The sequence below is a fragment of the Polynucleobacter tropicus genome (genome assembly GCF_013307225.1).
Classification (GTDB): domain Bacteria; phylum Pseudomonadota; class Gammaproteobacteria; order Burkholderiales; family Burkholderiaceae; genus Polynucleobacter; species Polynucleobacter tropicus.
In genome coordinates this window covers 1440276-1464395 of sequence record NZ_CP028942.1, presented here as the reverse complement: position 1 = coordinate 1464395, position 24120 = coordinate 1440276, and the positions used below count along the sequence as shown (strand labels likewise).

General features: G+C 46.1%; 27 protein-coding genes. 19 read left to right on the top strand and 8 right to left on the bottom strand.

The window, feature by feature from the left end; genetic code table 11:
• Window positions 1-14 precede the first annotated feature (14 nt).
• The 7 genes from DCO17_RS07575 to DCO17_RS07545 are packed head-to-tail and all read left to right on the top strand — an operon-like array spanning window position 15 to window position 5543.
• The gene (locus DCO17_RS07575; protein ID WP_173956139.1) at window positions 15-542 is read left to right on the top strand and encodes an OmpH/Skp family outer membrane protein; all 528 of its coding nucleotides are present in this window, start codon (window positions 15-17) and stop codon (window positions 540-542) included.
• Between the two features lie 3 nt (window positions 543-545).
• The gene (lpxD, locus tag DCO17_RS07570) at window positions 546-1598 is read left to right on the top strand and encodes a UDP-3-O-(3-hydroxymyristoyl)glucosamine N-acyltransferase (RefSeq protein WP_173956138.1); all 1053 of its coding nucleotides are present in this window, start codon (window positions 546-548) and stop codon (window positions 1596-1598) included.
• Window positions 1599-1653: 55 nt separating this feature from the next.
• Entirely contained in the window at window positions 1654-2103 is a 450-nt protein-coding gene (gene fabZ / locus DCO17_RS07565; protein WP_173956137.1) for a 3-hydroxyacyl-ACP dehydratase FabZ, read from the top strand.
• On the top strand, window positions 2103-2900 hold the full coding sequence (gene lpxA, locus DCO17_RS07560; RefSeq protein ID WP_173956136.1) for an acyl-ACP--UDP-N-acetylglucosamine O-acyltransferase: 798 nt from the start codon (window positions 2103-2105) through the stop codon (window positions 2898-2900). Before fabZ ends, lpxA begins: the two co-directional genes overlap by 1 nt.
• Window positions 2860-4125 carry a lipid-A-disaccharide synthase gene (gene lpxB / locus DCO17_RS07555; RefSeq protein WP_173956135.1) on the top strand — a complete coding sequence of 422 codons (1266 nt, stop codon included), beginning with the start codon at window positions 2860-2862 and terminating at the stop codon, window positions 4123-4125. The genes lpxA and lpxB overlap by 41 nt, the downstream gene beginning before the upstream one ends.
• Window positions 4122-4715, top strand: a complete 594-nt coding sequence (rnhB, locus tag DCO17_RS07550) for a ribonuclease HII (RefSeq protein ID WP_173956134.1) — start codon at window positions 4122-4124, stop codon at window positions 4713-4715. Before lpxB ends, rnhB begins: the two co-directional genes overlap by 4 nt.
• Before the next feature lie 3 nt (window positions 4716-4718).
• Window positions 4719-5543: a TrmH family RNA methyltransferase gene (locus DCO17_RS07545; protein ID WP_173956133.1), complete on the top strand. Its 825-nt coding sequence runs from the start codon at window positions 4719-4721 to the stop codon at window positions 5541-5543.
• 10 nt (window positions 5544-5553) lie between these two features.
• On the opposite strand, the gene ppsR is transcribed toward DCO17_RS07545, so the two are convergent.
• Window positions 5554-6381, bottom strand: coding sequence for a posphoenolpyruvate synthetase regulatory kinase/phosphorylase PpsR (gene ppsR / locus DCO17_RS07540; protein ID WP_173956132.1), 828 nt, complete (start codon window positions 6379-6381; stop codon window positions 5554-5556).
• A 105-nt stretch (window positions 6382-6486) separates the two neighbouring features.
• Between ppsR and ppsA the strand changes: the two genes are divergently transcribed.
• On the top strand, window positions 6487-8892 hold the full coding sequence (ppsA, locus tag DCO17_RS07535) for a phosphoenolpyruvate synthase (RefSeq protein WP_173956131.1): 2406 nt from the start codon (window positions 6487-6489) through the stop codon (window positions 8890-8892).
• Window positions 8893-8931: 39 nt separating this feature from the next.
• On the opposite strand, the gene DCO17_RS07530 is transcribed toward ppsA, so the two are convergent.
• The 5 genes from DCO17_RS07530 to smpB all read right to left on the bottom strand — a co-directional run bounded on the left by DCO17_RS07530 (window position 8932) and on the right by smpB (window position 13658).
• Window positions 8932-9813: a proteasome-type protease gene (locus DCO17_RS07530; protein WP_173956130.1), complete on the bottom strand. Its 882-nt coding sequence runs from the start codon at window positions 9811-9813 to the stop codon at window positions 8932-8934.
• A gap of 63 nt (window positions 9814-9876) precedes the next feature.
• The gene (locus tag DCO17_RS07525; RefSeq protein WP_173956129.1) at window positions 9877-10674 is read right to left on the bottom strand and encodes a transglutaminase family protein; all 798 of its coding nucleotides are present in this window, start codon (window positions 10672-10674) and stop codon (window positions 9877-9879) included.
• Window positions 10675-10686: 12 nt separating this feature from the next.
• Window positions 10687-11664 carry an alpha-E domain-containing protein gene (locus DCO17_RS07520; protein ID WP_173956128.1) on the bottom strand — a complete coding sequence of 326 codons (978 nt, stop codon included), beginning with the start codon at window positions 11662-11664 and terminating at the stop codon, window positions 10687-10689.
• 3 nt (window positions 11665-11667) lie between these two features.
• Window positions 11668-13080, bottom strand: a complete 1413-nt coding sequence (locus tag DCO17_RS07515) for a circularly permuted type 2 ATP-grasp protein (RefSeq protein WP_173956127.1) — start codon at window positions 13078-13080, stop codon at window positions 11668-11670.
• A gap of 125 nt (window positions 13081-13205) precedes the next feature.
• Window positions 13206-13658, bottom strand: coding sequence for an SsrA-binding protein SmpB (smpB, locus tag DCO17_RS07510; RefSeq protein WP_173956126.1), 453 nt, complete (start codon window positions 13656-13658; stop codon window positions 13206-13208).
• Between the two features lie 25 nt (window positions 13659-13683).
• Here smpB and DCO17_RS07505 point away from each other — a divergent pair, with 25 nt between their 5' ends.
• The 11 genes from DCO17_RS07505 to DCO17_RS07455 are packed head-to-tail and all read left to right on the top strand — an operon-like array spanning window position 13684 to window position 22421.
• Window positions 13684-14115: a type II toxin-antitoxin system RatA family toxin gene (locus DCO17_RS07505; protein ID WP_173956125.1), complete on the top strand. Its 432-nt coding sequence runs from the start codon at window positions 13684-13686 to the stop codon at window positions 14113-14115.
• Window positions 14108-14458, top strand: a complete 351-nt coding sequence (locus tag DCO17_RS07500; RefSeq protein ID WP_173956124.1) for an RnfH family protein — start codon at window positions 14108-14110, stop codon at window positions 14456-14458. Before DCO17_RS07505 ends, DCO17_RS07500 begins: the two co-directional genes overlap by 8 nt.
• A gap of 26 nt (window positions 14459-14484) precedes the next feature.
• Window positions 14485-15948, top strand: a complete 1464-nt coding sequence (guaB, locus tag DCO17_RS07495) for an IMP dehydrogenase (protein WP_173956123.1) — start codon at window positions 14485-14487, stop codon at window positions 15946-15948.
• A 36-nt stretch (window positions 15949-15984) separates the two neighbouring features.
• Window positions 15985-17592 (top strand): glutamine-hydrolyzing GMP synthase, encoded by a 1608-nt coding sequence (gene guaA, locus DCO17_RS07490; RefSeq protein WP_173956122.1) that lies wholly within the window; start codon window positions 15985-15987, stop codon window positions 17590-17592.
• Between the two features lie 15 nt (window positions 17593-17607).
• A complete protein-coding gene (locus DCO17_RS07485; protein WP_173956121.1) occupies window positions 17608-18405 on the top strand; it encodes a ferritin-like domain-containing protein in 798 nt (265 codons plus the stop codon).
• A gap of 25 nt (window positions 18406-18430) precedes the next feature.
• On the top strand, window positions 18431-19132 hold the full coding sequence (locus tag DCO17_RS07480; RefSeq protein ID WP_173956120.1) for a hypothetical protein: 702 nt from the start codon (window positions 18431-18433) through the stop codon (window positions 19130-19132).
• Complete coding sequence (locus tag DCO17_RS07475; protein ID WP_217425411.1) at window positions 19108-19836, top strand: hypothetical protein; 729 nt, start codon at window positions 19108-19110, stop codon at window positions 19834-19836. Before DCO17_RS07480 ends, DCO17_RS07475 begins: the two co-directional genes overlap by 25 nt.
• A gap of 28 nt (window positions 19837-19864) precedes the next feature.
• The gene (queE, locus tag DCO17_RS07470; protein WP_173956119.1) at window positions 19865-20518 is read left to right on the top strand and encodes a 7-carboxy-7-deazaguanine synthase; all 654 of its coding nucleotides are present in this window, start codon (window positions 19865-19867) and stop codon (window positions 20516-20518) included.
• Window positions 20519-20556: 38 nt separating this feature from the next.
• A complete protein-coding gene (queD, locus tag DCO17_RS07465) occupies window positions 20557-21021 on the top strand; it encodes a 6-carboxytetrahydropterin synthase QueD (RefSeq protein WP_173956118.1) in 465 nt (154 codons plus the stop codon).
• Window positions 21022-21480, top strand: coding sequence for a tRNA adenosine(34) deaminase TadA (tadA, locus tag DCO17_RS07460; RefSeq protein ID WP_173956117.1), 459 nt, complete (start codon window positions 21022-21024; stop codon window positions 21478-21480).
• On the top strand, window positions 21477-22421 hold the full coding sequence (locus DCO17_RS07455) for an LD-carboxypeptidase (protein WP_173956116.1): 945 nt from the start codon (window positions 21477-21479) through the stop codon (window positions 22419-22421). Before tadA ends, DCO17_RS07455 begins: the two co-directional genes overlap by 4 nt.
• A 31-nt stretch (window positions 22422-22452) precedes the next feature.
• On the opposite strand, the gene DCO17_RS07450 is transcribed toward DCO17_RS07455, so the two are convergent.
• Both DCO17_RS07450 and DCO17_RS07445 read right to left on the bottom strand, forming a co-directional pair.
• Window positions 22453-23322, bottom strand: coding sequence for a 23S rRNA (adenine(2030)-N(6))-methyltransferase RlmJ (locus tag DCO17_RS07450; protein ID WP_173956115.1), 870 nt, complete (start codon window positions 23320-23322; stop codon window positions 22453-22455).
• A gap of 5 nt (window positions 23323-23327) precedes the next feature.
• The gene (locus DCO17_RS07445) at window positions 23328-24119 is read right to left on the bottom strand and encodes a phosphatase PAP2 family protein (protein ID WP_173956114.1); all 792 of its coding nucleotides are present in this window, start codon (window positions 24117-24119) and stop codon (window positions 23328-23330) included.
• Window position 24120 lies beyond the last annotated feature (1 nt).

Here is a 24120-nt window from a genome sequence, read left to right as displayed (position 1 = left end):
TAAGGAAAGTATTTATGAAGTTTGTTAAATCACCTAAATCACTTCAATGGATTTTGACTGTTATTACTCTCGCAATTTCAGTCCCGCAGGTTTTTGCGCAAGATGCTGGTACGCGAGTTGCTGTCGTAAATTCTGAAAAGGTATTTAACGAATCGAATCTTGCTAAGGCAATGCAGACTCGTTTGCAGAATGAATTTACCAAGCGCCAGAATGATTTGCGTGACAGCGCGCAAAAAATTCAGACTGCAGCCGAGAAGTTAGATCGCGATGCAGCGGTAATAAGTGAGGCGGATCGTGTTCGTCGTCAGCGTGATTTAGCAGACCAAGATCGTGAATTACAACGCAAGCAGCGCGAGTTCACTGAGGATCTCAATCAGCGTACTTTTGAAGAGCGCGCAAAGATTGCAGAAAAGGCAAATGCGGTTTTGCGTCAGATTGCGGAACAACGCAAATTGGACATCATTGTTCAGGAAGCGGCCTTTGCAAGTCCAAAAGCCGATATTACTGATGATGTCATCAAGGCATTAAATAGCCAGAAGTAATCTATGCCTACCGCCATCGAGCTGGCCAATCAGTTTCAAGCAAGCTTGGTGGGGGAGGCTTCCAGCCCCTTTGTTGGCTTAGCCCCTTTAGAGCGGGCAGCACAAAACCAAATCTCGTTTTTATCGAATCCCCTATATCGTCAGCAGGCTGCTGATAGTAGCGCGGGAGCGCTCATTGTAAGTAAATCCGATTTTGAATTTTTGCAAGCCAACCCTGGCCAGCATTTCGCGAAACGCGTTTATTTTATTGCGCAGAACCCTTATGCAACTTTTGCCAGAATGGCGCAGCATTTTGCAAAACAAAACACTCCGACTCATGCTCCGGGTATTCATGCAAGCGCGGTAATTGATTCTTCGGCAGTTATTCCCGCCTCATGCCATATTGGCCCATTTGTGCAAATCGGGCCAAATGTAAAGTTGGGTGAGCGGGTTGTGATTCTGGGCAATACGTCTATTGCAAGAGATAGTGTAATTGCGAGTGATTCCCTGATCTATCCATCTGCATCTCTTTACTCTGGTACGCGGATTGGTGAGCGTTGCATTATTCATAGTGGCGCAGTCATTGGGTCAGACGGATTTGGATTTGCTCCAGACTTTTCTGCGACAGGTGGTGAGTGGGTCAAAATACCCCAAACTGGTAATGTGGTGATCGGTGACGATGTTGAGATTGGCGCATCAACCACAATTGATCGTGGTGCTATGAGCGATACTGTAGTTGGCTCGGGAACTAAGATTGATAATCAAGTTCAGATTGCGCACAATGTGATCGTAGGAAAGTGCTGCGTCATCGCAGGTTGTGCAGCAATTTCAGGTAGTACGAAGATCGGCAACTTCTGCATCATCGGTGGCGCGGCTAATTTTGCCGGACATTTAACGATCGCTGACAGAACGACCATTTCTGGCAATACCTCGATTATTCGCTCTATTACAGAGCCTGGTCAGCATTTCACGGGTGTTTATCCATCGATGTTGCATGCAGCTTGGGAAAAGAATGCGGCAATCTTGCGCGGCCTAGATAAAATACGTCAACGTTTACGATTATTAGATAAAAAGTAGAGGTCAATAATCTTCGGATTTAGATCAAGAAAATACAAACTTAGGTAGCCATGTTATGAGTACACCAATCGCAATTGACATCAATAAAATTTTGCAATTATTGCCACATCGTTATCCATTTTTATTGGTCGATCGCGTGATTGAAATTACTCCTCGCGAAACTATTACCGCGTTAAAGAATGTGACTATGAACGAGCCATTCTTTCAGGGACATTTTCCAGATTTTCCAGTGATGCCCGGCGTTTTGATTATTGAGGCCTTAGCGCAAACAGCTGCATTGCTCACGTTTTCTGAAGAGCGCGCTGAAGATGCGATTTATTACTTTGCTGGAATTGATGGCGCGCGTTTCAAAAAGCCAGTGCTGCCTGGCGATCAGTTGATCATGACTGCAAAATTGGAACGTGGACGCGCTGGCATTTATAAGTTTGCTGTTCAGGCAACGGTTGACGGCGAGATCGCTGCGGAAGCGAATATTACTTGCGCAGTTCGGACGAAGGGCGCGTAATGACTCGGATTCATGCATCTGCAGTAGTAGATAGCAAGGCTGAGCTTGCCAGCGATGTTGAGGTTGGCCCGTACTCTGTTATTGGCCCCAATGTCAAAATCGGCGCGGGCACCAAGGTAGGCTCTCACACCGTGATTGAGGGTCACACCACCATTGGTAAGGAAAATAACTTCGCTCACTTTGCCGCGATTGGTGGACCGCCGCAGGATATGAAGTACCGCGGTGAACCAACTCAACTCATTATTGGGGATCGTAATACCGTTCGTGAGTTCACGACTATTCATACGGGTACATCGCAAGATGAGGGCATCACCCGCATTGGCAACGATAACTGGATCATGGCTTATGTTCATATTGCCCATGATTGTCAGGTTGGAAATCACACCATCTTCTCTAGTAATGCTCAGATCGCTGGGCATGTCCAAGTGAGTGATTGGGCAATTATGGGTGGTATGTCTGGCGTACATCAATTTGTGCGTATTGGTCAGCATGCCATGTTGGGTGGCGCATCTGCCTTGGTGCAGGATATCCCGCCTTTTGTCATTGCGGCGGGCGATAAGGCTTCTCCGCATGGCATTAATGTTGAGGGCTTAAAGCGCCGCGGCTTTTCAAGCGAAACTATTTCCGCTTTGCGTCAAGCTTATAAAGTTCTTTACAAAGATGGCTTAAGTTTTGAAGAGGCAAAGGCGGAAATTCAGAAGATGGTATCTGCGAGTGCCGCTGATCCAGCGACTGCAGAAAAGCTCGCGCAGTTCCATGACTTTATTGCAGCCTCAACACGCGGCATCATTCGATAACGGGAATACCTTGCCAAAGTTAGCTTGTGTAGCTGGCGAACCTTCTGGCGACTTATTAGCTGCGCCAGTTCTGAGTGCCTTAAATCAAATTCCGGACATGGCAGGCCTGGAGGTATACGGCATTGGTGGTCCGCGTATGCAGGCACAGGGTATGCGCTCCGATTGGCCCATGGAAACCTTGAGTGTGCGGGGCTATGTTGAGGCAATAAAGCAATTGCCTGCCATTTTGAAATTGCGTAAAGAGTTAATCACCAATCTTTTGGGTGATGGACGGCCTGATGTCTTTTTAGGGGTTGATGCTCCTGACTTTAATTTGGGTGTTGAGCTTCAATTACGAAAGGTGGGTATTCCCACTTTGCATTTGGTTTCTCCATCAATTTGGGCGTGGAGAGCAGGGCGTATCAAAAAAATCGCGCAAGCGGTTGATCGCATGTTGTGTATCTTCCCTTTTGAAACCGAGATCTATGATCGCGCAGGCGTAGCCTCTACTTATGTAGGACACCCTCTAGCAAGTGAAATTCCGTTAGAGCCAAATACATCTCAAGCTAGGGAAAAGATTGCGCAAGCACTTCATCTAGATCGCAATGGCAAAGATGGTTTAGAGGGATTAGTCATCGCAGTGTTACCTGGGAGCCGATCTTCGGAGATTGAGCTAATAGCCCCTGTGTTTTTTGAAACGATGCAGCTACTGGCAAAGAAGCTGCAAGGTCAAAAACTCCATTTCCTGATTCCGGTTGCTACTCCACGTTTGCGAGCACCTCTAGAGGTCCTATCAAAAGCAACCCAGAATCAATTTCCTGATATCCAAATTCATTTGCTTGATGGCATGGCAGATGAGGTTTTGGAGGCGTCTGATGTTGTACTCATTGCGAGTGGGACTGCCACTTTGCAGGCTGCCCTCTGGAAAAAGCCAATGGTGATTTCATATAAAGTGCCTTGGCTTACTGCTCAGATCATGAAACGCCAGGGATATTTGCCATATGTTGGCTTGCCTAACATTTTGTGTGGCGAGTTTGTTGTGCCAGAGTTATTGCAAAGTGATGCAACCCCAGAAAAATTAAGTGCTGCGATTTTGGAGTGGTTAAATCATCCAAGCAAGGTTGCGCAGTTAAAAGAGCGTTTTACAAAAATGCATGAAACTTTGCGTCGCCCAACAGGTCTCCTAGTGGCTCAAGCTGTAGCGCAAACTATTATGGATCGTCGTATCGGACGAATTGCTTCATGAGTGTTCTTTGGGTTTGCGGGGTGGATGAGGCAGGCCGCGGCCCTTTAGTAGGCGCAGTCGTTGCTGGTGCAGTAGTTCTTGATCCAGCCAAGCCTATTGATGGTCTAAAAGATTCTAAAAAATTGACAGCAGCAAAGCGCGATTTTTTATATGAGCAAATTCTGGAAAACGCGAAAGCTTGGGGCGTTGGTGAAGCCAGTCCAGTCGAGATTGATCAGATCAATATATTGCAGGCAACCATGTTGGCTATGCGTCGCGCTATAGAGGATTTAAGTATTCGTTTGGGTGCTTGGCCAGAGAAAGCGTTAATTGATGGCAATCGATGTCCCGAGCTACCCATACCAGCTGAGGCAATTATTAAGGGTGACGCAAAAGAGCCTGCAATTTCTGCGGCTTCTATCATTGCAAAAGTGACTCGTGATCGACAAATGATGCATCTGCATGACCGATATCCAGAATATGGGTTTGCTCAACATATGGGCTATCCTACTGAGGCGCATTTTGCTGCCCTGAAACAGTATGGCGCTTGCTCTGAGCATCGCCGAAGTTTTTCCCCGGTCCGAGAAGTTTTGGAATCTCTTGCAAGTTGAATAATGAACTTTGATCAAATTACCTCTAAAGAGAATCCGCTGTTCAAGGAACTGCGTTTATTACAAGCGACAGGATCTAAAGGGCAGAAGGCTCGATTAAATAGTGGATGCGCATTACTTGAAGGAATTCATCTCGTTCAGACTTGGGTGGGTGATCCCGCGTTAAAGACGCTCTTTACTTCCGGGATGGGTTTGCAAAATCCCGAAATTTCCCAGGCTGTTTATTCCCATCTTGAAATTTGTCCAGAGACTAAGGTCTATCAACTGGACAGCGCCCTCTGGAATGTATTAAGTGACTTGGTTAATGCTCCTCACATTGCTGGGTTATTAAGCTTACCAAAATCATCTTTAACATCCCCTCAATCGATCGCAAATCTTGATGGGGATGTCGTGATATTGGATCGGATTCAAGATGCGGGTAATGTTGGTACTATTCTGCGCACGGCTGCAGCAGCTGGATTTACACAGATCATTGCTTTATCGGGTTGTGCTCATCTCTGGTCCAACAAGGTTTTGCGTGCGGGAATGGGTGCCCATCATTTATTGGATCTATATGAGGGCTGGACCAATCAACAAGTATTAAGCGCTGTTACAGCCCCTCTGATGGCTGCAACAGCTGACGCTGAGCAAGACCTTTTTAATTTGAAGCAAGAATTACTGAAACCCGTAGCTTGGGTGATGGGAAGTGAAGGTCTAGGCGTATCCGAAGATCTGCTAGCGCAAGCAAAGGGAGTTTCTATTCCGATTGATCCGCGTGTAGAGTCCTTAAACGTTTCTACAGCAGCCGCAATTTGTTTGTTTGAAACCGTCCGCATTCGACGCAGTTAACCAACCGACATTAGCCTAAAATCGTTTTATCGGATTTGATTGCTTGCAATACTGTAGTAGCGATTTCTTCGATGGATTTACTAGTTGTCATCACCCAAGGAATAGATTGTTTTTTCATCATCGCTGTCGCTTCGTTAATTTCATAACGGCAGTTTTCAAGCTTGGCATAGTTGCTGCCAGGGCGACGTTCATTGCGGATTTCTGAAAGACGTTCCGCATCAATCATGAGGCCAAAGATTTTTTGGCGATAAGGGACTAAATCCTTAGGTAGTTGACCTCGTTCAAAATCCTCGGGAATTAATGGGTAGTTCGCAGCCTTTAAACCATACTGCATCGCCAAGTAGAGACTCGTCGGCGTTTTCCCAACGCGAGATATTCCCACCAAAATAACGTCAGCCTCAGCAAGGTTTTGGTTGGATTGGCCGTCATCGTGTGCCAAGGAGTAGTTGATCGCCTCAATCCGGTTCTTATAGGCTTCAGTATCAGCATTATGGTGTAGGCGGTTCATGGCATGGGTGGATTTCATGCCTAGGGCAGCCTCAAGAGGGGCTACGAAGGTCTGAAACATGTCCAAAATGAGTCCATTAGCCTTGCCAACGATGGAATTGAGTTCAGCGTTCACCAAGGTGGTGAAAACGATAGGTTGAGCCCCGTATTTATTGGCCGCCTGATTGATGCTGCTGACGGCAGCATGAGCTTTATCAACGCTGTCCACAAAAGGGATCCGGATATGCTTAAAACTGGCCTCAAATTGCGCCAAAATCGACTGGCTGAAGTTTTCGGCGGTAATGCCTGTGCCGTCAGAGACAATAAAAACAATGCGGGTTTCAGTAGACATCAATTTGGCCTAAATGTGGGGTCAGAACTACAATAGAATCATATTAAATGAAGTCGCATTTTAGGCGACCGCTTGACCAGTTTCCTTATCTTTTGAGAGTATTTTATGTCCAACCAACAGCAACAAAATAGCAGTATGGCTAACGCCTATGTTTTGCCTTTTGAGCAGCTTCGAATGACGGATGTTGAGTCAGTCGGCGGTAAAAATGCATCTTTAGGTGAAATGATTTCACAGCTCGCTTCAACAGGGGTTCGTGTACCAACTGGTTTTGCGACAACTGCATTGGCGTTTCGTGATTTTCTGAAACATAACAATTTGACCGAGCGTATTCAAAAGCGTTTAGAAGGTCTCAATATTGATGATGTGCGTGCATTGGCACAAGCGGGTGCAGAGATTCGCGAGTGGATCGAAACTGCGCCATTTCAGCCAAAGCTTGAGGAAGATATTCGCAAGGCATTCGCAACACTAGACGATTCTGGTAAAGGCTCGTTTGCTGTTCGCTCATCCGCTACTGCGGAAGACTTGCCTGATGCTTCGTTCGCTGGTCAGCAAGAAACATTCCTGAATGTCGAGGGAATTGAGGATGTATTAAGCAAGATTCGCGAAGTTTTCGCTTCTCTTTATAACGACCGCGCTATCTCCTATCGTGTTCATAAGGGCTTTGCCCATGAAGAGGTTGCCTTATCGGCTGGTATTCAGCGCATGGTGCGTTCTGACTTAGGCGCTTCTGGCGTGATGTTTACGCTGGATACCGAATCCGGATTTGAGGATGTGGTTTTCATTACATCTAGCTATGGTTTAGGTGAAACTGTTGTGCAGGGCGCTGTAAACCCAGACGAGTTTTATGTATTCAAGACCACCTTAGCGCAAGGTAAAAAAGCGATCATTCGTCGTACCTTGGGATCCAAATTGATTCAAATGCAATTTGCTCCAAAGGGGTCTGCTGAAAAAGTACAAACGGTAGATGTCACCCCTGAAAAGCGTAATCGTTTTTCTTTGGAAGATGCAGATATTACAGAGTTAGCAAAATACGCAGTGATCATTGAGAAACATTATGGTCGCCCAATGGATATTGAGTGGGGCAAGGATGGTCAAGATGGTCGTATCTATATTTTGCAAGCACGTCCTGAGACAGTGAAGAGCCAAGCAGCCGGTCAAGTTGAGATGCGCTACAAACTTAAAGGTAGCTCTAAGGTATTGGCAAAAGGCCGTGCGATTGGTCAAAAGATTGGCGCTGGTCCAGTACGCGTAATCCGTGATCCAAGTGAAATGGACCGTGTGCAGCCTGGTGATGTATTGGTTGCCGACATGACTGACCCAAACTGGGAGCCGGTTATGAAGCGTGCTTCCGCGATTGTGACCAATCGTGGTGGTCGTACTTGCCACGCGGCAATTATTGCCCGTGAATTAGGTGTACCTGCAGTGGTTGGTTGTGGTGATGCCACTGAGCAATTGCAAGATGGCATGGTAGTGACTGTATCTTGTGCCGAGGGTGATGAAGGCCATATTTATGATGGCTTGATTGAAACCGAAGTGACTGAAGTTTCTCGTGGCGCATTGCCAGATATCCCCGTCAAGATCACCATGAATATCGGTAACCCACAGTTGGCATTTGACTTCTGTCAATTGCCAAACGCAGGCGTTGGATTGGCTCGCTTAGAGTTCATCATCAATAACTACATTGGTGTGCATCCACGCGCAGTGTTGGAGTACCCAAATATTGATCCCGATCTCAAGCGCGCAGTGGAAAGCGTTGCTCGTGGCTATGCAAGCCCACGCCAATTCTATGAGGATAAGTTAGTTGAGGGTGTAGCGACTATTGCCGCCGCTTTTTATCCAAAGCCAGTAATCGTGCGTTTGTCAGACTTTAAGTCAAACGAGTACAAGAAACTCATTGGCGGTTCTCGTTATGAGCCTGATGAAGAAAACCCGATGTTGGGTTTCCGTGGTGCATCCCGCTACGTATCGGAAGAGTTTGGCGAGGCATTCGCGCTTGAATGTGCAGCAATGAAGCGTGTGCGTGAAGACATGGGTCTTGATAACGTTGAGATCATGGTTCCATTCGTGCGTACCATCAAGCAAGCTGAGCGCGTCATTAATATGATGGAGAAGTTTGGTCTCAAGCGTGGCGTCAATGGCTTGCGCCTTATTATGATGTGCGAGATCCCATCAAACGCAATTCTTGCCGATCAGTTCTTAGAGTATTTTGACGGCTTCTCTATCGGTTCAAACGATATGACCCAACTAACACTCGGTCTTGATCGTGACTCCGGTATGGAATTGCTGGCGATTGACTTTGATGAGCGTGATCCAGCGGTTGAGTTTATGGTTGAGCGCTCCATTGTTGCCTGCCGCAAGCAAGATAAATACGTCGGTATCTGCGGTCAAGGTCCATCTGATCACCCAGACTTTGCGCGTTGGTTGGTTGAGAAGGGCATTACTTCAATCTCACTTAATCCAGACAGCGTAGTGGAAACTTGGGAAATGTTGGGCAAGAGTTTAAAAGCCTAACTTCAATCAAGCGTAACTAAAAAAAGCCTGGAGAAAACTCTAGGCTTTTTTCTTTGTTGCGGATTTTTTCGTAGGTCTTTTGGGATTTACTCTTGATGAAGGCTTAGAAGGTTTATTTGCCTTCGAAGATAGCTTATGAATAGGTATTGCTCCCATCTTCCTCGCTGGCACTGAAATCACATTAGATTTTTTTCCGCCATGCCAGTTTGGCTCTGGAATGGAATTAAATGCTTCACGTAATTTTTCGCCCCATGAGCTATGAATCATGGCGAAATAGGGATTATCTTCATCAAGTGTGACAGTCTTGGTGGCCTGCAAAGAATCTTTTTCATAGACTACCATGTCTAATGGAACGCCTACCGAGATATTACTTTTTAACGTGGAATCCATTGAAATCAGTGCGCATTTAGTTGCCAGATTTAGTGGTGTTGAAAAATTTAACACTCTATCTAGAATAGGTTTCCCATATTTGGATTCGCCAATTTGAAAGTAGCAGGTTTCTGGGGTGGCCTCAATAAAATTACCAGCGGAATAGATATTAAATAAGCGCGGTCTCTCATTTTTTACCTGGCCACCGAAGATGAGATTGCAATTGAAGTCAATCCCGGCCTTTTCAAGCGCTTTGTGGTCTCGATCGTAAACTTGTTTGACCGCCTCGCCAATCACAACGGCAGCATCATGCGAGTTCTCGGCATTCCAAAGATTTATACCATTAAAGAGTTGACCTTGAAGCAAAATTTCTTTTACTGCCTGGGTAACAGCAAGATTGCCAGCACTCATCATGGCAAAGAAACGATCGCCATCTTTCTGAAATAGAGCCATCTTCCGAAATGTCCCTATTTGATCGACTCCAGCATTGGTGCGGGTGTCGGATAAAAATACAAGACCATCTTTCAGGCAAAGCCCAACGCAATACGTCATCTACATCTTTCCTTAATTGTTTTGACTATTATCCCTTAACGCCTTGAAGATCCTACTCAAGCGTTAGGATAGCTGCTGGATGGAGATATTTGCGGTCAGTTCCTCGCCAACTCCGCCAGTGCGAACGCCTTTAACAGGCGCAGCGGAGTAATAATCACAGCCAATCGCCAGGCGAACATGTCGCGCATCAGTTAAGCAGGCATGTGTAATGTCTACGCTATTCCAGACCCCACCATTGATGTCACTGCAAAAATCGATCCAGGCATGGCTAGCCAAATTAGGGGATTCTTCAGCAAAAAAGTAGCCGCTGACATAACGCGCAGGGATTTGCGCTGCTCTGCAAAGGCTCAGCATCACGTGGGCATGATCCTGGCATACGCCAGATTTCATGGCAAAGGATTGGGCTGCGGTAGTAGCAAAGTTGGTTTTGCCTGGAACATACTCAATTGCGCCTTGGACTGCGGATGCTAATTTCAGGATCTCATCAATCGTATTTTTCTTGGGAAGCGAAGAGGAGAAGTAATTTAGCATTTCCTCCGAGGGTTCCGTCAGCTTCGTTTGTTGCAAAAGGTAGTAGGGTGAAACTGCTTTAGGGTCATCTACATACTCATGCGCATCTTGAGTGAGGATTTCACCTTCTGCCTCGATCATCATCGAGGTATATGAAGCTTCCTGAACAAAGACACTACAGAGATTATTGAATGCATCAATAGAGTTAGAGGCTTTAATTGGCGTATTAATCTTCCAGCGTTCCACTTTCTGTCCATCTGTGGTGGGCGGAGTCAATCGCAACTCTTGAATAGAGTAGCGTACTGGAGTCTCATATCGATATTCGGTGCGGTGTCGTATTTTGAGGTGCATAGGTATGTCGCTCTAGGCCACAGCTAGGGGAATAAGGTAGGCGCTACTGAATTCATCAGCGATGTGATTAATTCTTTCTAGAAAATTCTCGATGAATTCCTCCAAGCCCTGTGAAAAGACTTCATCAACATCTGAATAATCCAAGCTAGCTTTGAGTTTTCCTAGCAGGCGTTCAATTTCTTTGGATTGCTGATTCTTCACTTCGGATACGAGGGGAATTAATTCATTTACGCAACTGACGAGTGATCTTGGCATTTGTTTATTGAAAATCAAAAGCTCTGCCACTTGCTTCGGAGTGACTTGATCTGAATAAATTTGACGATAAATTTCAAATGCGGATACGGATCTTAATAAGGCCGCCCAGTGATAGAAATCAAAAAATTCTCCACTAGATTCTTTTTCGATCGCCTGCGGTTTGCCTATTGCCGAAAGTGCTTCTTGGTCTTCATACTTAGTTTGCAAAATACGAGCCGTATTGTCGGCACGCTCAAGCAATGTGCCTACATTAATAAAGTAAAAAGATTCATTTTTGAGCATCGTGCCATGCATAACGCCTCTAAATAAATGGCAGCGGTGTTTTACCCATTCAAGTAGCCTGCTTGGATCCGCTTGATGTCTAGTTTGCAAGATGCGTTGCAATTCCAACCACGTGGTATTTTGCGTTTCCCACACCTCGGAGGTGATCTTTCCACGTATAACCCGAGCATTCTCACGAGCTGCGAATAGGCAAGATACGATGCTCGATGGATTGCTGGTTTCATAAATCATGAAATCCAAGACATTTTCGCGATTGATTACATCATATTTACTCAAAAATGAATTTTCTAGTTTAGAAATCGTGAGTAATTTTTTCCAACTTTGCTCTAAAAATTCTGGTGGCTGAGGCAACAAAGAGGTTTGATGATTTACATCAAGCATACGGGCGGTATTCTCGGCACGCTCTGTGTAGCGCGCCATCCAGTATAGGCAGTCAGCTGTGCGGCTCAACATGGCTTATTCCTCCAGTACCCAAGTGTCTTTGGTGCCACCGCCTTGAGAGGAGTTCACCACCAGTGAACCTTCCTTGAGCGCAACACGAGTGAGACCGCCAGGCACCATCTTGATGGTTTTGCCAGACAACACAAATGGGCGTAAATCAATGTGTCTTGGCGCTACACCAGATTCCACAAATGTAGGGCAGGTAGATAGTGCTAGTGTGGGTTGGGCAATGTATTTATCTGGGTTTGCCACCAAGTGTGCCCTGAATTCTTCAATTTCCGCTTTGCTCGATGCTGGGCCCACTAACATCCCGTAACCACCTGCGCCATGCGTGAGCTTGACCACTAATTTTTCCAAATTAGCTAAGGTGTATGCAAGATCTTCTGGTTTTCGACATTGATAGGTCGGAACATTATTGAGGATGGGTTTTTCTCCTAGATAAAACTCAATCATGTCTGGTACATAAGGGTAGATTGACTTGTCATCGGCAATGCCTGTGCCGATTGCATTAGCTAAAGTGATGTTGCCTGCACGATATGCTGACAATAATCCTGCGACCCCTAAGGTCGAGTCCGAGCGAAACGCAAGAGGGTCTAGAAAGTCATCATCAACACGACGATAAATCACATCCACTCGCTCAGGGCCCTGTGTGGTGCGCATATAGACCTGTTCATTTTTTACAAATAGGTCTTTGCCCTCGACAAGCTCTACGCCCATTTGTTGCGCTAAATAACTATGCTCAAAATAGGCGGAGTTGTACATGCCAGGTGTTAGCACAACCACATTGGGTTTTTTAACATCATCCGGTTTAACGGATTTGAGGCATTCCAAGAGTAGGTCTGGGTAATGCTCAACAGGTGCAATTCGGTATTTTTGAAATAGATCTGGGAAAAGCCGCATCATCATTTTGCGGTCTTCAACCATATAAGAAACTCCAGAAGGGACGCGTAAGTTATCTTCAAGAACGTAGAACTCGCCTTCACCTGCACGAACAATGTCAATACCAGCGATTTGTGCATAAATATCACGCGGCACATCGATATTGCGCATCTCGGGTCGATACTGCGCATTATTAAAAATTTGTTCAGCCGGAACAATGCCCGCTTTAATGATTTCTTCATCGTGATAGATGTCATAGATGAAGCGGTTTAGTGCTTTCACGCGCTGTCTTAGGCCAGTTTCTAGTTGCTCCCATTCTTTTGCAGCGAAGATCCGAGGTACTTGATCAAAAGGAATAGTTCTTTCTGCCCCCAGATCATCGCCATAGACTGCAAATGTGATGCCAACACGCCTGAAGATGAGGTCTGCCTCAGCGCGCTTTAGACCCATGAGGGTGTCACTTTGTTGCTTTAACCAATTATGAAAAATTTCGTAATGGGGGCGTGCTTTGCCAGAGGCGTCCAGCATTTCATCAAAAGGCGGTTTCATGCTTATAAAGCTAATGCCTTTGATGTGGCTGAATTAAAAAATGTGAAGCAGCTTGGTGCTGTTATGCACCAGACGGGTGCAGCATGCTTAAATACTGGACTTTAGATTAGTCCCCCGTGGGGTTGTTACGCGTTTAGATCGCCGCGAGCAATCCTGCCTTTTTGCACTTCCCATTCGCGCTCTTTCGTGGCTGCACGTTTGTCGTGTTGTTTTTTACCTCTCGCCAATCCAATCTCGCATTTCACTCTGCCTTTGGAGAAATGCAGATTTAATGGAACGAGTGTGTAACCTTTTTGTTCTACTTTGCCAATCAACTTACGAATCTCGATCGCATTTAGCAATAGCTTTCTGGTGCGGACGCTATCGGGAACAATGTGAGTGGAGGCGGAAAGAAGGGGGGTAATGTGGCAACCGATCAGAAAAAGCTCAGCCTTACGTATCACCACATACGCTTCTTTAATGTGCACGCGACCTGCTCGGATGGCTTTTACCTCCCAACCCTCCAGAACTAGCCCTGCCTCAAAGCGCTCCTCGATAAAATAATCGAAGAAAGCTTTTTTGTTATCGACGATACTCATATTTATTTAGCTTCCAATAACGATTATGGCAGACGTCTACAAGACCGTTTTAATTGGCCAATCAGCCGACCGAATGTATGGCTTGGTGACTGATGTAGCGCGATATCCTGAATTCCTGCCCTGGTGTGGCGGAGTGGAAATCTTTGAGCAGACCGAAACCGTTTTAGATGCCAAAATCAATATCAGCTTTAAGGGCATAAATCAGTTTTTCCATACGCGTAATGTGAATCATCGACCTGAAACCATTGACATGGTTTTTGTGGATGGGCCATTCAAGTATTTCTCGGGTCAATGGAACTTCATCCCTCTGCGTGAAGATGCTTGTAAGGTGGAGTTCAAGTTGCATTGGGAGTTCAAAAGCGTCATTCTGGACAAAATTATTGGACCAGTGTTTGGGCACATTGCTGGAACTTTCGTGGATTGTTTTGTTAAGCGAGCTGAAGAAGTGTATGGCTGATCGAATGCTTAATATTTGGCTATGTGATGCAAGAGAGGGTGAGCCCACTCTCAAGCCATTCGAGCTGGTCATCAAGCTAGGCGAGAGCCCAACTATTGGGCTTGCCTTAGTAAAAGCGGGACTCGCATTAAGCCAAGAAGATCCAGCAATCTCCAGAAAGGGCTGTTTTGGGGTTTTCGGGAAGCGCAAGGACTGGGATAGCCGAATTTATGAAGGTGACCGCCTAGAGCTTTATTCCCCCTTATTAATTGATCCCAAGGCGGTACGCCGCAAGAAGGCGAACCAGAACCAGGATGCCAAATTCCAGGCTGCAGCAGCAAAAAGGAGGGCTAGGAGGCTATAATCTGTTTTTGCGACTAGGGGTTTTGCATGCGACTCATTCAAAAAGCACTCACTTTTGACGATGTGCTCCTCGTACCGGCCTACTCATCGGTACTCCCTCGAGATGCCAGTTTGGCTAGTAAATTAACTCGGGATATTTCACTCAACACGCCATTAGTATCCGCCGCGATGGATACCGTCACGGAAGGCCGTTTGGCCATTGCCATGGCAAGCGAGGGCGGCATTGGTATTGTTCATAAAAACTTGAAGCCTGCCGAGCAAGCTCGTGAAGTGGCAAAAGTAAAACGTTATGAGTCTGGTGTTTTGCGCGATCCCATCACCATCAGTCCAGATGTGACGGTACGTCAAGTAATTCAACTATCACGTGAACATGGATTTTCTGGGTTTCCAGTTTTGGTTGGCAAAGAAGTGGTTGGCATCATCACCAATCGTGATTTGCGCTTTGAAGAAGATTTGGATGCGCCAGTAAAAAACAAGATGACTCCACGTGAGCGCTTGGTGACAGTAAAAGAGGGTGCCTCATTAGAAGAAGCAAAACGTTTGATGAGTCAGCATCGCTTAGAGCGCGTTCTTGTTGTTAATGACAAATTTGAATTGCGTGGCCTCATTACCGTAAAAGATATTCTGAAAGCGACTGAGCATCCTAATGCCTGTAAAGACAGCGAAGGCAAGCTCCGTGTGGGCGCGGCGGTTGGAGTGGGCCCAGATAATGATGAACGTATTGAGTTATTGGTACGCGCAGGAGTTGATGTAATTGTTGTAGATACCGCTCATGGCCATAGCCAAGGCGTTCTCGATCGTGTGAAATGGGTGAAGAAGAACTATCCGCAAGTACAAGTTATTGGCGGTAATATCGCTACTGGAGATGCCGCAAAAGCATTAGCTGATCATGGTGCTGATGGCGTGAAGGTGGGCATTGGGCCGGGTTCAATTTGCACTACTCGTATCGTGGCGGGCGTAGGCGTTCCTCAAATTACCGCAATCGTAAATGTGGCTACCGCACTAAAAGGTGCTGGCATCCCGCTAATTGCGGATGGTGGTATTCGTTACTCCGGAGACGTTGCAAAAGCATTGGCTGCAGGCGCAAGCGCTGTAATGATGGGCGGTATGTTCGCAGGCACTGAAGAAGCGCCTGGTGAGGTGTTCTTGTATCAAGGACGTTCTTATAAGAGTTATCGTGGCATGGGCTCTTTGGGCGCGATGGCTGATGGTTCTGCCGATCGTTATTTCCAGAGCGATATTGTTGCGAATGCTGAGAAGCTAGTTCCTGAGGGTATCGAAGGGCAAGTTCCATACAAAGGTAGCGTGCTTGCTATCTTGCACCAACTGACAGGTGGCATTCGTTCTTCCATGGGTTATCTCGGTTGCAAAACGATTGCTGAACTGCATGAAAAAGCCAATTTTGTGGAAATCACATCAGCAGGTGTGCGTGAATCACACGTGCACGATGTGAAGATCACCAAGGAAGCGCCTAACTACCATATTGATTAAAAATAAATAAATGCTGACTTAAAGAGTGATTGTTTCGTGCACGACAAAATACTGATTCTCGACTTTGGTTCACAAGTAACTCAATTAATTGCAAGACGTGTGCGTGATGGGCGCGTGTATTCAGAAATACACCCCTATGATTGCGATCCAGAATTCATTCGCAAATTTATTCAAGAGCAGGGTGGCAAGGGAATCATTCTCTCTGGTGGTCCAAGCTCGGTTACAGAGGCTGGCAGTCCACGAGCACCACAAATTGTTTTTGAGCTTGACGTTCCCGTATTGGGTATCTGCTATGGCATGCAAACTATGGCAACCCAATTGGGTGGCGCTGTTGCCTCGGCTGAGTCACTCGGCAAGGCTCGCGAATTTGGTTACTCTGAAGTGCGTGCACATGGCCACACAAATCTGCTCAAAGGCATACAAGATTTTTCTACCAGTGAAGGCCATGGCATTCTGAAGGTGTGGATGAGTCACGGCGATTCAGTAACTAAACTGCCTCCCGAATTTGCCTTAATGGCTTCGACTGATTCTTGTCCAATTGCAGGTATGGCGGATGAGAAGCGCCGCTTCTATGCTTTCCAGTTTCATCCAGAGGTAACACACACCATTCAAGGGACTGCAATTCTGGAGCGCTTTGTACATCAAATCTGCGGTTGTAAGCCAGATTGGGTCATGGGCGATTACATTGCAGAAGCAGTTGAAAATATTCGCAAACAAGTTGGCGATGAAGAAGTTATTTTGGGCTTATCTGGTGGTGTTGACTCGAGTGTTGCCGCTGCCTTAATTCACCGCGCTATCGGCGATCAGTTAACTTGCGTTTTCGTCGATCACGGCCTGCTTCGTCTAAATGAAGGCGATATGGTTATGGAGATGTTTGCTCGCAATCTAGGTGTGAAGGTGATTCGCGTTGATGCAAAAGATACCTTTATGTCTAAGCTTGCTGGTGTGGCTGATCCAGAAGCCAAGCGAAAAATTATTGGCAAAGAGTTTGTGGAAATTTTCCAGACTGAGTCTGGAAAGATTAAGAACGCTAAGTGGTTGGCGCAGGGTACCATCTATCCAGACGTGATCGAGTCTGCCGGTAAAGGTAAAAAAGGTGCTCATACTATTAAGAGTCACCACAATGTGGGCGGCTTGCCTGAAGATATGCATCTCAAATTGCTTGAGCCATTGCGTGAGCTCTTTAAAGATGAGGTGCGTGAACTTGGTGTGGCCTTAGGGCTTCCTCGCGAGATGGTCTATCGCCATCCTTTCCCTGGCCCAGGTCTTGGTGTTCGCATCTTGGGTGAGGTTAAGGCAGAGTTTGCAAGTCTGCTGCAAAGAGCGGATGCGATTTTTATTGAAGAGTTGCGCAGTACCATTGATGAAGCCAGCCATAAATCTTGGTATGACCTGACTAGCCAGGCATTTGCAGTGTTCTTGCCAGTGAAGTCAGTTGGCGTGATGGGCGATGGCAGAACTTATGAGTATGTTGTTGCTCTGCGTGCAGTGCAAACCCAAGATTTCATGACTGCGCACTGGGCGCATTTGCCGCATGATCTGCTTGGTAAAGTTTCTAATCGCATCATCAATGAAGTGCGTGGCATTAACCGTGTGGTGTACGACATTAGCGGAAAACCTCCTGCTACGATCGAGTGGGAATAAGCATCGGCTTTTGTGATGACTGAGTTGCGCCAAACTGCCCTTGAAATTTTGGCAATAACGAACCCACAGATTAAAGTTAGTCGAACATTTCAGTTATTTGACGACTATCAACAGCAAAAGATTAATCTCAATGCTGCTGCAATTTACGATGGCACTAAACTTGATCTTCCAGGTCGACCACATAAGCCAGAGTTAGTTCCTCCTTTAGAGGTTCCCAAACGAAAGATGGACACTGTTGAGGGCAGGGCTTCTTTGCTGCATTCATTGGCGCATATTGAATTTAATGCCATCAATCTTGCTCTAGATGCCATCTGGCGTTTCCCGGATATGCCTGAGCAGTATTACGCAGACTGGTTAAAGGTTGCCAAAGAAGAAGCTTATCACTTCACCCTGGTAAATGAATATATTCAATCGTTTGGATACTCTTACGGAGACTTTCAAGCACACAACAGTCTGTGGGAGATGGTTGAAAGAACTCAGGATTCGGTAATCGCCAGAATGGCTTTGGTGCCCAGAACCATGGAGGCAAGAGGCTTAGATGCCGTGCCGATGATTCGCGATCGTTTCAAGCAAATCAAAGACGTCCGAGCTGTCGAGATTCTCGAGATTATTCTTCGTGATGAGATTGGACACGTTTTTGTTGGTAATCATTGGTTTAACTTCTTATGCAATAAGGCAAGCTTATCCCCAATTTCTGCCTATAGGGATCTTGCCAAGCAGTATCGCGCTCCAAAATTGAGGGGGCCATTTAATCTTGACGCTCGTAAGCAAGCAGGGTTTACGGTTGAAGAGTTAAGTTTGCTTGGGGTATAGTTGTTTGAGGATTTTTGGAGGAAATATGAATTTATCTCGTCGTGTATTCATCGCTTCAGCAGCTTTGGCCCCAGTAGCTTGTGGCGTGCCATTGGGTTATGAGCGCGGTACACCTGTTGCACAGCCAAAGCCATTGCCATCTGTTCGCCTTCCACAAGTGGGGCAAGAATGGACCTATATAAAGCGTGATGTATTTGATGGCAAAAATCTAGGCTTGGTAACCGAGCGAGTGGCTAGTGTTGGCTCAACCATTGTGATTGAGCGCTCGGACGAAAGCGGTGGAAGATTAGCCAACGAAGTTCAGGGTCCTTGGGGTATGGTTTTGACTGATCCACAGTGGCCTAAAGTAGTGAGCTTCAGCCCCGCTATTCCATTGTGGCCTCAAGAGTTAAGCGCTACTTGGAATAAGCAATTCATCACTAAATACAAGCTGGCGGGATACCCCGATTCTGCTTATAACTGGCAAGAATATATGAGCGCCCATGGCTGGGAGCAAATTACCGTTCCCGCAGGAACTTTCTTAACATTGCGTTATCAAAGCTTGGTGAACTACGAAAGTAATGATGACAATAAAGTGAATTGCATTCGTAGAGAGACTGTTTGGTTTGCCCCAAGCATTGGTCGCTGGGTTGCGCGCGAGTCTTCTGGTTCATACATGATTCAAGGTCAGCTTGGAACTCCCAATTTAGAAGATAGCTTGCAGTGGCAATTAACTTCTTACAAGTGATCTCTTGTAGGGCGCTTTCATCTATCGCCCTATCAATATTATTGGTAGGGTGTATTTCTTCCCAACCCTTTCCTGAGGGCCCAGCACTAGCGCAACCGACTCCCGCTCCAGTAGTTAGGACGCCAAAGATTGGTCAAGAGTGGGTATATCAAGTACGAAACGTCTTTAATCAAGAAATTATCGACACCGTAACTGAGAAGGTGGTTTCTGTTGGTGATGTGATTCGGATTCAACGTGTCGGAGTCAAGGCGGGACCACTGCCAGATGAAATTCAGTCACCTTGGGGATTCATTTTGCAAGATCCCCATTGGAGTCCGCCACAAAGGTTTCAGCAGCCAATACCTTTGTGGCCAGCACAAATGCAATCAGGTTCGAATGCATTTTATAAGTCGCGTTATGAAGTGCTATCAAATCCAGGAAGTAATTTTTACTGGGGCTTGAATATGGTGGCATTAGGCTGGGAGCAAGTAGCTTCTCCAGCAGGTCGTTTTGCTACCCTTCATTACCATAATGAAATCCCGTATTTTGAGAGTAATGATCTATTTAGGGTGATGAACATCCGCGAGGAGGATGTGTGGTTCTTCCCGGAAATCGGCCGCTGGGTCATACGCAGGGGATCTGGGCGCTACATTACTCCTGGAGTCTTCTGGTCAAATGCATACTGGGAAGACTATTGGCAGTGGGAGCTAGTCTCCTGGAAGTAGGCAATACGCTTAAAATGAGCGTATTGCCATGTATACCGTAAAAGAACTTTTCCCAACTCTTCAAGGCGAAGGCGCACATGCTGGTCGTGCTGCGGTTTTTTGCCGCTTTGCTGGTTGTAATTTATGGAGTGGTCGCGAAGAGGATCGCGCTAGTGCTGTTTGCCAATTTTGCGATACTGATTTTGTGGGAAGCGATGGCATTGGTGGCGGTAAATTTAATACTGCGCAGGATCTCGCGGCAGCAATTGAGCAGTCTTGGAAAAGCACCTCAGCGGGCCCTCAGCAACGATATGTAGTTTTTACCGGTGGCGAACCGTTGCTACAGTTAGATGAAGATCTTATTAATGCACTTCATCAAAAAGGTTTTGAGGTCGCCATTGAAACAAATGGAACCATCAAGGTGCCCAAGGGTGTAGATTGGGTGTGCGTCAGCCCGAAGGCTGGATCTGAACTAATTGTTCTCCAGGCGAATGAATTGAAATTAGTGGTGCCGCAAGCGGGCCATGATGCCCTTGAAAAATTAATGTCTCGATTTGAGAAGATGGACTACCGCAATCGCTTCTTGCAGCCTATGGATGGACCGGACGTAAAAAGTAATACTGAGTTGGCTGTTTCTTTGTGCCAAAAGCGTCCATTATGGAGATTAAGTATTCAATCGCATAAACTGATTGGAATCCGATAAATAGGGCGCATATAGCAGCCACGCTTTGATAAATTTGAATGACTAAAAAACCATCCAACATCTCCATTACACGTCGCCTTGAATTTGATTCAGGTCACCGCATTCCTAATCATGATGGCCAGTGTCGACATTTGCATGGACATCGATATGCCATTGAGGTAACCCTAACTGGCGAGGTAGCGGATCATCCTGGTAAGGCGGACGATGGAATGGTATTGGATTTTGGAGATATCAAGCGTCTCACCAATCAATATGTAGTTGAGCTCTGGGATCATGCATTCTTGGTGGCAAAAGAAGATGAAAAATTGGTAGCATTCTTGGCCAGCATGCCAAATCATAAAACTGTGATCATGGAACATGTGCCCACAGTAGAAAACTTAGCCAATACCGCTTTTGCAATTTTGCAACCAGTATTTAATAAAGCTTTTGGTGGCCGACTTGAACTCTCCGCAGTTCGTCTTTATGAAACACCCAATTGTTGGGCGGATGTATATCGCCAATAAATGACTCAAGCTGAACTTGATCATCAATTTATGCAGCAAGCCATTGAGCAAGCGCAGTTGGCCGCCCTAGAGGGTGAGGTTCCTGTGGGTGCGGTTTTGGTTCGAGATGGCAAGGTTATTTCCAAGGCATTCAATCAGCCTATTACTCATCATGATCCGAGTGCTCATGCAGAAATGTTGGCGCTTAGGGGTGCCGCTAAGGCCGAAGAAAACTATCGCTTGCCTGGTAGTACCCTTTATGTGACTTTGGAGCCCTGCACAATGTGCGCCGGTGCAATGCTTCATGCGCGCTTGGATCGTGTTGTCTATGGAGCACCCGATCCAAAGACGGGAGCCGCTGGAAGCGTTTTAGATGTATTCTCATCAAAACAAATCAATCATCAGACAACAGTCGAGGGTGGGGTTATGGGTGAGGAGTGTGGCCAGCTACTACGCAGCTTCTTTAAGGAGCGTAGGTGAAATCTATTTATCTTATCGCCCCCTCTGGCGCTAATATCGACCCTAAAAGTCCTGAGGTAGGTATTGCCTATCTTCAAAGCCAAGGTATTGAGATTGCCAATGCTCAGTGTGTACATCGCGTTCAAGAGCGTTTTGCTGGTAGCGATGCTGAGCGTTTAAATGAATTAAATGGTTTAGCAAAAGTGGATCCAAAAAATCTGGTGATGGCAATGCGGGGTGGGTATGGTATTCATCGCTTATTGCCTGACATTGATTGGAATGGGATTGCTAATGCGGTTAAGGGCGGCTTGCAAATTTGTGGACATAGTGATTTCACAGTGTTTGAGCTTGCATTACTAGAGAAGACTGGCGCAGTCACTTTATCTGGCCCAATGCTCAATTATGACTTTGGTCGATTTGATGAGAATGGTAAGAATCTCTCTCCAGACCCATTCATGTGGAGGCATTTCGTATCGGCCGTAAAAGACCGGAAGTTGGATTGTCAAATTCAAGCGCCACAATCTTTTTTGGGTGAGGTGGCTGCAGGTTCGATCACAGGATTGCTTTGGGGTGGTAATTTGACCGTGATAGCTAGTCTTGTTGGAACGTCTTATCTGCCATCTTCAGCGCAAACGAAGGGCGGTATTCTATTTTTAGAAGATGTGAACGAGCATCCTTACCGATTGGAAAGAATGATGATGCAGTTGGTTGATGCTGGCATTCTTCAAAATCAGTCCGCCATATTATTGGGTGGCTTTTCTTCCTATCGTTTATACGATAACGATAAAGGCTACAACTTAGAGCGTGCAATAGAGGTAATTCGTAGCCGTTTGCCAAAACAGATACCGATTTTGACGGACTTACCGTTTGGTCATCAGGCAGAAAAGCTGACGTTACCTGTTGGGGCAAAAGCGACCCTAGAGTACAGTCCAACTGGATTTAGCATTAAAGCTAGTTGGTAAGTGAGCTTTATTTGCTCCCCCCTTAGGTTCCTTAGGCCTCAAAACTCTTCAATATTAGTTTTGCGCCACCATCCAAGCCAAGCGCTTTAACAAGTACCGGCATTGCTTCGGCTAGATGTTTCTCTAGCGTCCATGGCGGGTTGATAATGAACATACCACTCGCTTGCAAACGACGCTCTCCCGGAGCATTTTCTACTCTTAACTCTGCATGCAGCCAAGAGCGTTTGTTGGTGGTGGCAATGCGTTTCATGCGTTCAGGAAGTTCTGCGGATTCTCTTCTAGAAATGACTGGATACCAAATTGCATAACAACCCGTTGCAAAACGACGCAGGGCTTCCTCAATTGCGATCTCTAGATTGCGGTAATCTTGTTTATCTTCATATGAAGGATCAATGAGCACAAGACCCCGTCTACTTGGAGGTGGGAGTAGTCCTTTTAGCCTGCTAAAGCTATCTTCGGCATAAATATCTATTTGTTTAGCTTGCTTCAGCTGCGCAACATTTTCACGAAGGATATCAATCTCTTTGGGATGAAGTTCAAATAGCTTAAGACGATCTTGTGGTCGCAAGAGGTCCGCAAGAATAAATGGTGATCCTGGGTAGAGCTTCATTCCACCTTCTGGATTATCAGCTTGAATACAGTCTAGATATTGTTGAATGCTCTGAGGAATTGAGTTGCCAGCCTCAACGAAATCTCGTAGGCGATATATTCCGCCTTCAGCTTCTTTGCTAACAGCCGCAAATCCATCCTCAAGACTATAAATTCCAGCGCCAGCATGAGTGTCAACGATGGTTAATGCGCCAGGCTTTTCTTGCAAATACTGAACTAGCTGAATGAGGGTAATGTGCTTAAGAATGTCGGCATGACTGCCCGCATGAAAAGCGTGTCGATAGCTAAACATGAGAATTATTTCGCTTTCTCTTGCGTATTGCCTGTCTGGACCTTAATAAAAAATATCAGGGTAATGACAACAATCGCAATCGAAGCGTATTGCAGTGGAAGATTTAACTCAAGATCCATTACTTGGGTGTAATGAGCATAAATCGACACAAGACCGCCAATCGCAATAAAGCGCGTCCAAATAGATTGAGGTTTCAGTTGTGATTCAGGGATGTAGGTTGCTAATTGAGCACCGAGCATGCCGCACCACATGCCAACTCCTGCGCCCGCCAATACATCAGTTAACCAGTGGGCCCCGACAGCATTGCGAGATAAGCCTACAAGACTGGCAATAAGAAATAGAATTAATAGGCGAACGCGTTTATTTTTGGCGCAAGAAAAATACAAAGCGCTGGCAATGGCAAAAGCAGTCAGCGTATGACCTGATGGGAATGCTTTGTGGAGTAGGGGCTCGCCAATGCGATAGAAGCTGCCTTCTTCCAGTAAGCCTGCCGGTCTAGGTAAATCAAAAAAGTTTTTGAGAATGGTGCTCGCTATTGCGGAGATGCCGCCGCCCAAAATTCCAGCGCTAAATATCCGTGGCGCCAATAAAATCAGTGGAAATGAAAGTGCGAATATTCCCCAGCCATTACCTAGGAATGTGAGCCAAGCCCATAAAGTGTCCGGCAGGAGTTGGGTAAAGCGATTGATAAATAAAAAGCTAGCGCTTTGAAGCTCACCAAAATAAATTGCTGCGGCAAGACTTAATGGCGCAAGCGGGATAAACCAAGCTAGCGTAGAAATCGCTTTCTTGCTCATT